This is a genomic window from Arcticibacterium sp. GJ41-1, from assembly GCF_055808875.1.
In genome coordinates this window covers 4372237-4383916 of sequence record NZ_CM147888.1, presented here as the reverse complement: position 1 = coordinate 4383916, position 11680 = coordinate 4372237, and the positions used below count along the sequence as shown (strand labels likewise).

9 protein-coding genes and 1 riboswitch are annotated in these 11680 nt (G+C 36.4%); of the genes, 5 read left to right on the top strand and 4 right to left on the bottom strand.

Annotated features, from left to right (window positions below; genetic code table 11):
- Complete coding sequence (locus AC0L6O_RS18030; protein ID WP_473304317.1) at positions 1-1764, bottom strand: phospho-sugar mutase; 1764 nt, start codon at positions 1762-1764, stop codon at positions 1-3.
- A 105-nt stretch (positions 1765-1869) separates the two neighbouring features.
- Positions 1870-2066: riboswitch (cobalamin riboswitch) on the top strand.
- A gap of 80 nt (positions 2067-2146) precedes the next feature.
- Here AC0L6O_RS18030 and AC0L6O_RS18025 point away from each other — a divergent pair.
- Positions 2147-4084 (top strand): TonB-dependent receptor plug domain-containing protein, encoded by a 1938-nt coding sequence (locus AC0L6O_RS18025; RefSeq protein WP_473304315.1) that lies wholly within the window; start codon positions 2147-2149, stop codon positions 4082-4084.
- An 85-nt stretch (positions 4085-4169) separates the two neighbouring features.
- Here the strand turns inward: AC0L6O_RS18025 and rfbC are convergent, their stop codons facing one another.
- Positions 4170-4706 (bottom strand): dTDP-4-dehydrorhamnose 3,5-epimerase, encoded by a 537-nt coding sequence (gene rfbC, locus AC0L6O_RS18020; protein ID WP_473304314.1) that lies wholly within the window; start codon positions 4704-4706, stop codon positions 4170-4172.
- A gap of 74 nt (positions 4707-4780) precedes the next feature.
- On the opposite strand from rfbC, the gene pyrF reads away from it, so the two are divergent.
- The 4 genes from pyrF (at position 4781) to AC0L6O_RS18000 (ending at position 9480) form a co-directional block, all read left to right on the top strand.
- A complete protein-coding gene (gene pyrF / locus AC0L6O_RS18015; protein ID WP_473304313.1) occupies positions 4781-5605 on the top strand; it encodes an orotidine-5'-phosphate decarboxylase in 825 nt (274 codons plus the stop codon).
- A gap of 323 nt (positions 5606-5928) precedes the next feature.
- Positions 5929-7200, top strand: coding sequence for a DUF2851 family protein (locus tag AC0L6O_RS18010; protein ID WP_473304312.1), 1272 nt, complete (start codon positions 5929-5931; stop codon positions 7198-7200).
- A gap of 65 nt (positions 7201-7265) precedes the next feature.
- Entirely contained in the window at positions 7266-8948 is a 1683-nt protein-coding gene (locus AC0L6O_RS18005) for a hypothetical protein (RefSeq protein WP_473304311.1), read from the top strand.
- Positions 8949-9081: 133 nt separating this feature from the next.
- A complete protein-coding gene (locus AC0L6O_RS18000; RefSeq protein ID WP_473304310.1) occupies positions 9082-9480 on the top strand; it encodes a putative signal transducing protein in 399 nt (132 codons plus the stop codon).
- Between the two features lie 40 nt (positions 9481-9520).
- On the opposite strand, the gene AC0L6O_RS17995 is transcribed toward AC0L6O_RS18000, so the two are convergent.
- Positions 9521-10096, bottom strand: a complete 576-nt coding sequence (locus AC0L6O_RS17995) for a hypothetical protein (protein WP_473304309.1) — start codon at positions 10094-10096, stop codon at positions 9521-9523.
- A 112-nt stretch (positions 10097-10208) separates the two neighbouring features.
- The gene (locus AC0L6O_RS17990) at positions 10209-11672 is read right to left on the bottom strand and encodes a CCA tRNA nucleotidyltransferase (RefSeq protein ID WP_473304308.1); all 1464 of its coding nucleotides are present in this window, start codon (positions 11670-11672) and stop codon (positions 10209-10211) included.
- Between the last annotated feature and the right edge of the window lie 8 nt (positions 11673-11680).

Below are 11680 nucleotides of genomic sequence, written 5' to 3'. Positions count from 1 at the left end.
TTAACTTAAAGCAAGTTCATCTTTGATAGAGCTTACTTTGTTTTTAAGTGACTCTAAAGTCTCTTTAAAAAGAGTTTTGTCTTTCAATTCGCCTTTTACTCCAACGTAGAATTTGATTTTTGGCTCAGTTCCAGATGGTCTACAGGTAAACTTAGTACCATCTTTGGTAAAAAACTGAAGGACATTAGAGCTTTCAATACCTAAACCAGTCGGGATATCCTCAGCTACACCAGACTCTAGATTAGTTCGAGTTAAAGACTTGTAATCGTCCATTCTGATCACAGTACTTCCCGCCAATTCCTTAGGAGGGTTTGCTCTAAAGTCTGCCATCATTTGCTGTATCTCTTCAGCACCAGATTTACCTTTTTTAGTAACAGAGATAAGCCCTTCATAGAAGAAACCATACTCTTTATACATATCTGCAAGGAAGTCAAACAGGCTAATGCCATTATGCTTAGCGTAGGCAGTTAACTCGGCTATAATAGCACATGCAGCCACAGCATCTTTGTCTCTTACTTTATCTCCAATAAGGTAGCCGTAACTCTCTTCACCGCCACCTATAAATGTTTCTTTACCTTCGGTTTCTCTAATAACCTGTGCTATATATTTGAAACCGGTGAGTGTGTTATAGCATTTTACACCAGCTTTCGCTGCCATGGCATCAATTAGCTCTGTGGTAACAATAGTTTTTGCCACATATTCTTTACCAGTCAGTTTCTTAGCTTTTTTCCAAGCCTTCAATAAATAGAAGACAATAAGGCTGGCGGCCTGATTACCGTTAAGTAGTTGCCATTCGCCTGAAGGGTCTTTTACGGCCATTCCCACTCTGTCGGCATCTGGGTCTGTTGCCATTACTAGGTCTGCATCTATTTCTTTCGCTAATTTCAAAGAAAGACTCATAGCTTCTTGCTCTTCAGGGTTAGGATAAACCACCGTAGGGAAATTGCCGTCAGGCTTAGCTTGCTCTTCTACGATATGTACATTTTCAAAACCCAATTGCTTTAAAGCATCAGGTACCATAGTAATTCCCGTTCCATGAATAGAGGAGAATACTATCTTTAAATCAGACTGCTTTCTATTTATTCTTGGAGATACACTTATACTCTTAACTGCTTTTAAATACTTTTTATCTAAAGCAGGTCTTATAGTTTTAAGTCGTTTTTTTATACCTCTAAACTTAATTTTACTAATAGTAGTGATAGCGTTAACTTCATCTACAATGTTTTTGTCATGCGGAGCTACTACCTGAGAGCCATCATTCCAGTAAACCTTATAACCATTATATTCTCTAGGATTATGAGATGCGGTAATTACCAAACCTGCCTGACAACCCAATTCTCTTACTGTAAAAGATAGCTGTGGCGTAGGTCTAAGTTCTGGGAAAACATAGGCTGTGATTCCATTTGCAGAGAAAATGTCTGCGGCAATTTGAGCAAACTCAGGAGAGAAGTTTCTGCTGTCGTAAGCAATAGCTGCTTTTAGGTCTTCACCTTCTGGGTAGCATTTATTTATGTAATTAGCTAAGCCTTGTGTAGCTGCACCAACTGTGTATTTGTTCATTCTGTTAGAACCTACACCTATTTCTCCACGCATACCGCCGGTGCCGAATTCTAAATTTTTATAAAACGAATCGGTCAGTTGACTAATGTTTTTCTCTTCTATCCATTTGTTGATAGTAGCCTTGGTTTCGTCATCATACTTTCCCTTGAGCCACTTCTTTATATTCTTTTCTGCCGTTTTGTCTAAATTTAGTTCTTCTAGCATCGCTTTGTATTAACGTTTATTGAAATAATTGAGACAAGATATAGAAGCCATTTTGCTATTCAAAAACATTTAGAATTTATTGAGAACTTTGATATTAAATAGAGTAGTTTTGCGGCAGTTTTTGGTGCTTTTGGATTCAATATCCAATTTGCCTAAGAGGGAATCATGTTTAAAGCATGAGCTGTCGCCGCAACTGTTCGGTGTCTATACTTGAAACCACTGTCCACTGTCATGATAAAATGATGGGAAGGAAAAATCAAGTGACACTAAGCCAGGAGACCTGCCAAAAATTATTCTTTTCAACTAGTTACGGTGAATGACTATTGATGAGCGGAAGTCTAATTTTTTATTTCAGCTAATTCGCTGAACAAATTATTTTTTAATGTTTACATTTTTTAGAAGGAGCCTATTATTATGCGTATGCCTAATTAGTGCCTCCGTAATGGCTCAAACTGAGTTAGCAGAAGTTAACGTAACTACCACCAAATTGCCACAGAAGTCGTCGCAATTGGGCAAGTCCATGATTGTTCTTGGAGATTCTGTTATTAGAGCTCACGCTGGTTGGTCGGTTTCAGATTTGCTACAAAAGCAGGTTGGTATTAATGTAGTGGGTTCTGGACAGCCTTTAGGCAGTATCCAAAGTTTATTTTTAAGAGGAGCTAGTTCTGGCAAAACATTGATACTTCTTGATGGAGTTCCTCTTTATGACCCATCTTCTACGGAGGGAAATTATGACCTTAACCTTATCAATCTTCAATTTATTGAGCGTATTGAAATTCTTAAAGGTGGACAGTCTACGCTTTATGGCTCTGATGCTGTAGCCGGAGTAATAAACTTTATTAGTAAAAAAGGTTCTAAAAAGCCATTTACTCCTTACGGAAAGCTTTCTTATGGTAGCTTTAATACACTTGATTTAGGTCTAGGTGTAAATGGAGACATAAGCGGGTTTAATTATAATTTTGGTTATAATAAGGTTAAGAGTGATGGGTTTTCGTCTGCTATTTCAAGTTTGCCAGATGAGGAAAAAGACGGATTTGATCGTAATAGCCTTAATGCCCAGTTATCAAAGAAGTTTGGCGAAGTTACAGTAAGAGCTTTCGGAAGAAAGACTGATTACACGGCAGACTTAGATGCAGGTGCTTTGGTAGATGAGAAAGATTATGTTTTTAACTCTGAAAACTTTCAAGTAGGAGTAGGAGCTGACTGGGTCAAAGAAAAGTTTCAATTGCATTTTAATGCTCATACTTCTCAAGTAGACAGAACCTTTGAAGATGATTCTAGTTTTGTGGCGGAAAGTGCTTTTGCAAAATATTCGTATTCTACTTTCGGAAGTAAGTCAAATTTCTATGACTTATATGCTCAGTTTTTTGTGAGCGAAGATGTTAAAATTCTTCTTGGTACAGATTTGAGAAATCAGAGCATTGCTCAAACATATTATTCTGTAAGTGCCTTTGGACCCTTTGAAGATGTGCCGCTACTTTATGATGATACTAAGATTGATAATTTCAGTGTTTACTCGGCTGTTGATATTTCTGCCAATCAAAAAGTAGGTATAGAGCTAGGTGGAAGGTTAAATTCTCATTCTGAATATGGAACAAACTTTTCTTATTCGCTTAATCCATATTTCAGAGCCAATCAAATGATTATGGTCTTTGGAGTTTTGGCTACAAGTTATAAAAACCCAACGCTTTATCAATTATACTCTCCTTACGGGAATTTAGATTTGGTACCTGAAGCTTCTAGAAACTTAGAAATGGGTTTTAAATACAATAATGCTGAAAAAGGAAGTTCGGCTTCTGTAGCTTATTTCAATAGAAGAAATGAGGATAAAGTAACATTTTTGTCTCTTGATACGCCACCTTACGGTCAATATGTAAATATTGATGAACAGCAAACTAGTGGTGTAGAATTGTCTGCTAGTCAGCAACTCGGTCCAGTTTCATTACATGGTAACTATACATTCTTAGATGGGTATAACAGCCTTTTAGATAAAGAAGACCAAGAGTATAATTTGATAAGAATACCTAAGCATGCTCTTAATTTAGGTACTACCTTAAGTCTTTTTGAAAAAATGACTGTGGCTCTTGATTATCAATTTGTAGGAAAAAGAACAGATGGTTTCTATGATTCTAATTTGTTCCAAACAGTTGCGGTCGACTTAGACGCATATTCTTTAATTGATTTGAGCGTAAGCTATTCAATTAAGCCAAACCTTAAGGTTTTTGCAGCTGGGTCAAATATCTTTAATGTAGATTATTCGGAGGTTTATGGGTATAACTCTCGCCCATCAAACTTTAAAATTGGTTTAGCATATAACTAGACCTATAAAAAAAGAGGCTGTCTCATTTATAAAATGAGACAGCCTTATTTTTGAATTTGTGGCCCCTTTCTTTTTAAATGAGGATTTAGCTCTTAGCCAAATCCTTAAAGAGAGGTAAGATTAAATCTTTTTCAGAGACGTTTGGCTTTTCCGTTCCCCAGTCAATGTTTAATTCGGGGTCATTCCAGATGATTCCACCTTCGCTTGCTTTATCATAAAGGTTAGTACACTTGTACGAGAAAATAGCGGGTTCAATGGTATAAAAACCATGAGCAAATCCAGCAGGAACGTAGAACATATTGTTCAATTTAGCGTCTAAAACCACTGTTTTATGTTGACCGTAGGTGGGAGACTCAGGTCTGATGTCCACCGCTACGTCTAATACTTTGCCACTGATTACTCTTACTAATTTGCCTTGGGCAAAAGGCTCTCTTTGGAAATGTAAGCCTCTTAAGACACCTGTGTCGGAATAAGACTGATTGTCTTGAACAAATACTTCAGGAATGCCATTTTTTTTGAATAAGTCGTACTGATACGACTCGAAGAAATAGCCTCGAGCGTCCTCAAAAATACGTGGCTGAATTTCTACTAAACCTTCTATGTCTGACCTTTTAAATTCCATTTAGATGCTTTATTGAAAAGATGCCGCAAAAATAGCCAATTACTCATAACTTTGAGGACTCAAAAACTGGAAGAATGACAAAAGAAGAACTTTTTAAAGAAATTAAAGGCAAGGAATCTTTTCTGTGTGTGGGCTTAGACACCGATATCAAGAAAATTCCATCACATTTGATGAAAGAAAAAGACCCTGTTTTTGAATTCAACAAACAGATTATAGACGCTACCGAGCAATTTGCGGTTTCTTATAAACCCAACATTGCGTTTTATGAGGCCATGGGCCCAAAGGGTTGGGAGAGTTTACAAAAAACCTTAGAATATATTCCTAAAAACTGTTTTACCATAGCAGATGCCAAAAGAGGAGATATAGGAAATACGTCTTCCCTTTATGCTAGAGCCTTTTTTGATGAATCAGCTTCTGGGATGTCATTTGACTCCATCACCGTAGCTCCTTACATGGGAGAAGACTCTGTGAAGCCTTTTTTAGATTTTGATGGGAAATGGGTCATCTTATTAGCACTGACTTCAAACCCTGGTAGTAAAGACTTTCAACAACTCTCAGTAGGTGATGAGAAGCTATACGAGAAAGTGTTAAGAACAAGCTCTCAATGGGCAGATTCGGAGAGACTGATGTATGTGGTAGGTGCTACTAAGGCCAGCTTACTGAAAGAAATAAGAGCCATTATACCAAACCACTTTTTATTAGTCCCAGGTGTAGGTGCTCAAGGTGGAAGCCTAGAAGAGGTAGCAAAAAACGGAATGAACAAAGAATGCGGCCTATTGGTAAATTCGTCAAGAGGGATAATTTATGCCTCTAATGGAGCAGATTTTAGTCAATCTGCTGCTAAAGAAGCAGAAAAACTTCAAGTGCAAATGGCCGGTTTGCTAGAGCAATACCTTTAGGTAAATTAAGAAATAACTTCCATATAAAGCCATGCACTGTCTGAGCACGGTCAAAATTTCAATTTCAAAGATTTATTTCTAGGGTAGAAAGTATAAATTTTGAATGTGTGAGTTTGCATGGCGAAGGTTTCTTTGGTTCGTTTCTTTCAAAAGAAATGAATGCCAGCCCGGCGAGGGCAACCAAGAATAGGGTTTGCGAAATACCATACGCTGAGTTTGGTTGAACGAAAATTACATAGTTAAGAGGCACAGCAAAGAATTAATGATAGCTTAATAAGGAATTTATTATATTTTTATAAAGCTAATAATCAAGACTCCACCGAATGAAAGAAGACTTCCTTCACTATATCTGGCAATATCAGAAATTCAATAAAACAATCTTAAAAACTACTTCAGGAGAAGAAATTACCATTCTGAAAATAGGGTTTCATAATACCGATTCGGGACCAGACTTTAAAGAAGCACGTATCAAAATAGCAGATGTAGAGTGGGCAGGAAGTGTAGAAATACACTTGAAAGCCTCCGATTGGAATCTTCATAAACATGATACAGACCCAGCCTACGAAAATGTGGTACTTCATGTGGTCTGGGAAAACGATAAAGAAATACTTAATACAGATGGTGAGCCTATTCCTACGCTGACTTTAAAAGCTTTGACTGACATTTCTCTGTTAGACAAATATGAGGCTTTGATGCAAAGTCAAAATGAGATTCCTTGTCAAAATCAATTTTCAGAAGTAGCGGGTATTAAGAAGTTTTCTATGCTAGAGAAAGCCTTGCTACAGCGTATGCAAAGAAAAGGAGCGGAGGTTTCGGAGCGATTTGAAAAACTTGGGAATGACTGGGAGGAGGTTACTTATCAAATTTTACTGCGAAACTTTGGCTTTAAACTTAATAATGAAATTTTCCTGCGTTTAGCGGAAAACCTACCCTACAAGATATTAAGAAAGTACAGTAGTTCTTGTTTTAAAGTAGAGGCTTTGCTGTTTGGTATGGCTGGTTTTCTAGAAAGTGATTTAGATGAATATGGTTCAAAATTAAAAGTAGAATTCGACTTTTTGGCGGCAAAGCATAATTTGAAGAACAAAGTCCTGAATTCTGCCCAATGGAAATTTATGAGAACCAGACCTGCAAATTTTCCAACGGTGCGGCTAAACCAGTTGGCCGCTTTGATGAGTCAGTCTAAAGGTTTATTTGCCACTATAACTTCGGCTTTGGATTATAAGATGTTGGTTAGCTTTTTTGAGGCGAAGCCGTCCATTTATTGGCAGAAACATTATCATTTCAATAAGGAAAGTGCTCAAGACTTTAAGGGAATAGGTAAGTCGTCCATTCATAATTTGGTGATAAATACGGTAGTGCCAGTTTTAGTAGCCTATGCCGAGCAAATAGATAATCAGCTTTACATAGAAAATGCCATGGCACTTTTAGAGAAAATACCAGCTGAGAAAAACAAAATCACCAAGTTTTGGAATAGCTTAGATTTAGAAACCAAAACCATGTTTGATAGCCAAGGGAGCATTGAACTTTATAATGAGTTCTGCACGAAAAAGAAATGTCTTTCCTGTGGCGTTGGGATTGGGATTTTAGGGTAGGTTAAGACTACTATTTAATGCCTTTAAATAATTATTCAGTTTTAGAAATTGCGAACTCACAAAAAATGAATTATAGAAAAAGGATTAATTACTCAGATATTTTTTCAGAAAAAGAGGTTAATGTAACAGTTAATTTAGAAGCTCTGTCTGAGATATTAAGGAGTTCTTCTAAAAACTTCATCGTTGAGAGGATGGCTAAAATAAATTATCATAGTAAACGCATAGATGATGATTTTTTTAGTCTTTTGTTTTCAAGTCCTAGAAATCCATATGCCTTGTATTACAAGGATATATTTAAAACAAAAGAGTTACTAAAAGATGAGTGTATATTTCTAGATGATTTATCTCTTTTGCATTTATTAGAGTATGCCCTTTCAATACCAGAATCGGACTATTTAAACAATGGTACTATTGCTGAAAAAGAGCAAGCATTTTTTGTTTCTATTCTTTTTCAAAATCAGATACTTACGAATAAGGAAAGTGAAATTGGAAATTCTATTAAACATTTAGATCTTTTTTTTTATGATAAAATTGCGTTTCGTTTAATTCTGTTATCTCTGCCCAATAGTTTTATAAATCAAAACTTAAAAAACAGTCTTTACCTTCAGATCATAAAGGCAGGAATATTATTTAAATTCTTGGAATCCGAAGAACTTTATAAACCTCATTATGAATTAATACTCAAAGAATATAGCTGTGATAAACAAACCCTTTTTCAAAGTTTATTACAAATTGGGCTTCGATATATTGAACCGAATATAGAAGCAAATGGAAATAATATTTCAGCTAGAATTGGCGATAAAACACTCTCTAATTTGCTATACGGGAATAATGATCAGGAAATGGCGGACTTTGTGAATTTGCGGGCGGAACCTCTTTTTAGAAATGGGAATGGTTATTCCGCTTTTCACCCATTATTTTTAATTGAGAAAATTTATAAAGGCTGGTATTTCGAAATTTTAAGATTGAATAACGGGCCTAATTTGTCTCAGGCATCTGCTTCATTTAGTAGATCACGTTACACTGATGCATTTTCTGAAAAATATTTGCTTTCTCACGCTATGAACAATTGTATAATTCATGATGTAAAGAGTAAAGGGTACTCTGAAGAGGAAATTGTAGAGAAATTTAAACTTAGTAAAAATGCTTTACCTGACTATGTGATGGTTGAAGGGCGAAATATCTTGATAATAGAGAATAAGGATAATTTAATCAAAGGCGAAATGAAACATGCTTACGATTTTAAGGAATTTGAAAAAGAGATGACTGAAAAAGTGAATTCTGAAGGAAAGCGGAAAAAGGGGATTCCACAGCTTATTAAATTTTTAGAAAAAATTCAGAAGGAAGACGAACCTTGGAGTCGTTGTGTCTCGTCCGAGTCAAAAATATTTTATCCGGTTTTAGTCTTGCATGATGACGTATTCGATTATTCCTACGGTATAAATTACTACCTGAATAAAAAGTTTCAAGAGCAATTAGAGTTAAGTAATACAATTACAAAAAAACATGTTAAACCATTACTGGTATTAACAATTGACTCCCTATTGGTTTTGGGCTCTATATTGTCTAAAAAAGAGAAAAACATGGTTAGTTTGATTGAAGAGTACTTTTCTAAATGTCTTGAAAATACTAAGGAACAGAATCAACTTTCTTTTATGAATTTTCTAAGTGTAAATGGATATTTTAAAATTGATGAAATTTCTTTTTTTAAGAGTCAAATTGAGTCTTTGACTGGAGTTAAAATATGATTTTATTAGCTAATAATTGCTTTTTTGGCTCTTAGTAATATTTAGCGTCTAGCTTTGAAGAGCCTTTCTAGAAGATGTTGGACTGGCCAAATGAAACTCAAATCACTAATTTATAGTAAACAAATTAGGCATTATGAACGAACCATTAGTTACTATAAAGACCTTTTATTACGACTCTGAAACTATGCTTTATGAGCCTCGTTTTAAGGATGCAGGGCTTTATTATTTCTTAAAAGACCAAAAAACGGTGTCTGCCGATCCAGTTGTATCAAACGCTATAGGTGGTATTAAACTTCAGGTGCGGGAAAAAGACTTAGAAGCCGCAAAGGCTATTCTTAAGGAAATTGATGATAATAGAGTGGAAAGTGATTTTGGTAAGGAAGTTAAAATCAAAGGGAAAGATTATAAGGGCACTTTGAAGGAATGTCCAAACTGTGGGAATGAAGATACGTATTTAGAGAAATTAGGCTTTTGGAAATCTATATCCAGTAAACCTAAACATTATTGTAAAGCTTGTGATACGGAGTTTTAGGCGATTGGTTAATCACAATAAAAAGCTCCAATAAGTTATTTTAATATATACCCCTATAAAACCTGAAATCATCAAAAGGTATTCCTAAAAGAGCGGCATGATAGGTGCTAAATGTCTCCATAGCCTTTACGCCTGATTTTGCTGTGTATGTTCCGTTTTGTTTTAGTGCTGCATGAACGGGATTTCCTTTCTCAAATGAAACTACCACGGTCGCTTCTGATTCTGTACATTCTTCGTATTCATCAGCTAAAATTTGACTAGGGTCTGTAATGCGATATTGGGCATTGGCAAAGCAGAAACCAAAGCAATTATAGTGTGGAATAAATTCGGAGTGAGGTATTTTTAAGTGGTCTAAGACCTTCGTAGGAGGGTGCTCTCCAAAGATTAATTTTGGCTCAGCATCTTTAGTGACCAGCTCCAAATCATAAGCATTATCTATTATCTTCATGGTTCTAACCGCGTTTCCTTTATTGGTATAAAGGTGACCAATTCGGTAATGAGAGATATGCCTTAGTTCTTGATTTTTAGGCAATTTGATGTTGATAGAAAAAGGCTCACAAAGTATATTGACTAATGAAGTAGGAGTGAATTCTAATGTATTGTCTTTGAATTTCATGCAGTAATTCTTCGCTGATTGACTGTTTTCTTCACGGCTTTCGTGAAATAAAACCCCGTTCTGTGAGTGCTGATTTGTGTATTAGGTACATACCTCTTGCCTAAAGGTGATACTAATCTTCCTGGACTTTAGCCACAAAGGCCAAAACTTCTTCCAAACTCTTATCTAGTTGAAAACCCATTTTCTTGCCCTCTTCTGTAATGAATTGAAAGCCAGCTTCTAGTTCGTTAGGCACCACGCCTTCTAAAACGGCTTCTCTCACAGCTACTTTTAGTACACCCACCTCTTTAGAAGGAGGTAAATCAAAAGCTGCCATGATAATTTCTCCGGTGATAACAGGCTGGAAATTCCTTAATTTATCTTTCTCTTCTAGCTCTATGAGCATTTCTTCTACTCTGTCGAAGTTTTTCAGGTAGCGTTTTACACGAGTAGCATCTTTAGAGGTGATGTCTGCTCGGCACAGTTTCATAAGGTCTTCTAAATCTTCACCAGCATCAAAAAGTATTCTGCGTAGGGCAGAGTCGGTTACGCCTTCTTTGGCTAAAGCTATAGGTCTTAGGTGTAACCTTACCAAATTTCTAACAGACCGCATTTTACCATCCAGTGGAAGTCGCATACGTTTGAATATTCCTTTGACCCAGCGGGCTCCCAAATCTTCATGTCCATGAAAAGTCCAACCCACTTTTTTGTTAAAACGCTTGGTTGGAGGTTTGGCTATATCGTGCAAAATAGCTGCCCATCGTACCCAAAGATTGTCAGACGTATTACAAATGTTATCTAAAACCTGTAGGGTATGGTAAAAATTGTCTTTATGCCTTTTTCCATCTATTACATCTACGCCTTGTAGGGCTTCCATTTCAGGGAAAATGATTTTTAGCAGCCCAGTATTGTAAAGCAGTTTGAAACCATAAGAAGGCACGGGCGTCATGATAATTTTATTCAGTTCGTCCGTAATGCGTTCCTGAGAAACTATGCTGATACGGTCTTTCATGGCCGATATGGCATCAAAAGTCTCCGTCTCAATATCAAAGTTTAATTGCGTAGCAAACCTTATGGCTCGCATCATTCTTAAAGGGTCATCTGAAAAAGTGATACCTGGCTCTAAGGGTGTTTTAAGAATTTTTCGTTCTATATCGGCCAAGCCGTCAAAAGGGTCAATCAGTTCGCCAAAAGTCTCTTTATTAAGCGAAATGCCCATGGCATTGATGGTGAAATCTCGTCTGTTTTGGTCGTCTTCTAGGGTGCCGTTTTCTACCGTAGGTTTTCTAGAATCACTGCGGTAAGATTCTTTTCTAGCTCCCACAAACTCCAAATCAAAATCGCCGAAAGGAATCTGAGCAGTACCAAAGTTTTTAAAAACATTTAAAGGCGTATCAGGACCAAGGGCTTTGGCTACTTTGGTGGCTAGTTCTATGCCGCTGCCTATACAAACCACATCAATGTCTGTGTTTGGTCTTTTTAATATAAGGTCTCTTGGATATCCTCCAATCACGTAGGTTTGCACGCCTAACTCGTCTGCGGCCTTTCCTAGTGTTTTAAAAATCGGGAATTGTATAAGATGTTCTTTGAAGTTCAATGTTTTTT

Coding starts and splice junctions, on each gene's coding strand:
- AC0L6O_RS18030 (WP_473304317.1), bottom strand. CDS start 1,764: ATGCTAGAAGAACTAAATTTAGACAAAACGGCAGAAAAGAATATAAAG.
- AC0L6O_RS18025 (WP_473304315.1), top strand. CDS start 2,147: ATGTTTACATTTTTTAGAAGGAGCCTATTATTATGCGTATGCCTAATT.
- rfbC (WP_473304314.1), bottom strand. CDS start 4,706: ATGGAATTTAAAAGGTCAGACATAGAAGGTTTAGTAGAAATTCAGCCA.
- pyrF (WP_473304313.1), top strand. CDS start 4,781: ATGACAAAAGAAGAACTTTTTAAAGAAATTAAAGGCAAGGAATCTTTT.
- AC0L6O_RS18010 (WP_473304312.1), top strand. CDS start 5,929: ATGAAAGAAGACTTCCTTCACTATATCTGGCAATATCAGAAATTCAAT.
- AC0L6O_RS18005 (WP_473304311.1), top strand. CDS start 7,266: ATGAATTATAGAAAAAGGATTAATTACTCAGATATTTTTTCAGAAAAA.
- AC0L6O_RS18000 (WP_473304310.1), top strand. CDS start 9,082: ATGAACGAACCATTAGTTACTATAAAGACCTTTTATTACGACTCTGAA.
- AC0L6O_RS17995 (WP_473304309.1), bottom strand. CDS start 10,096: ATGAAATTCAAAGACAATACATTAGAATTCACTCCTACTTCATTAGTC.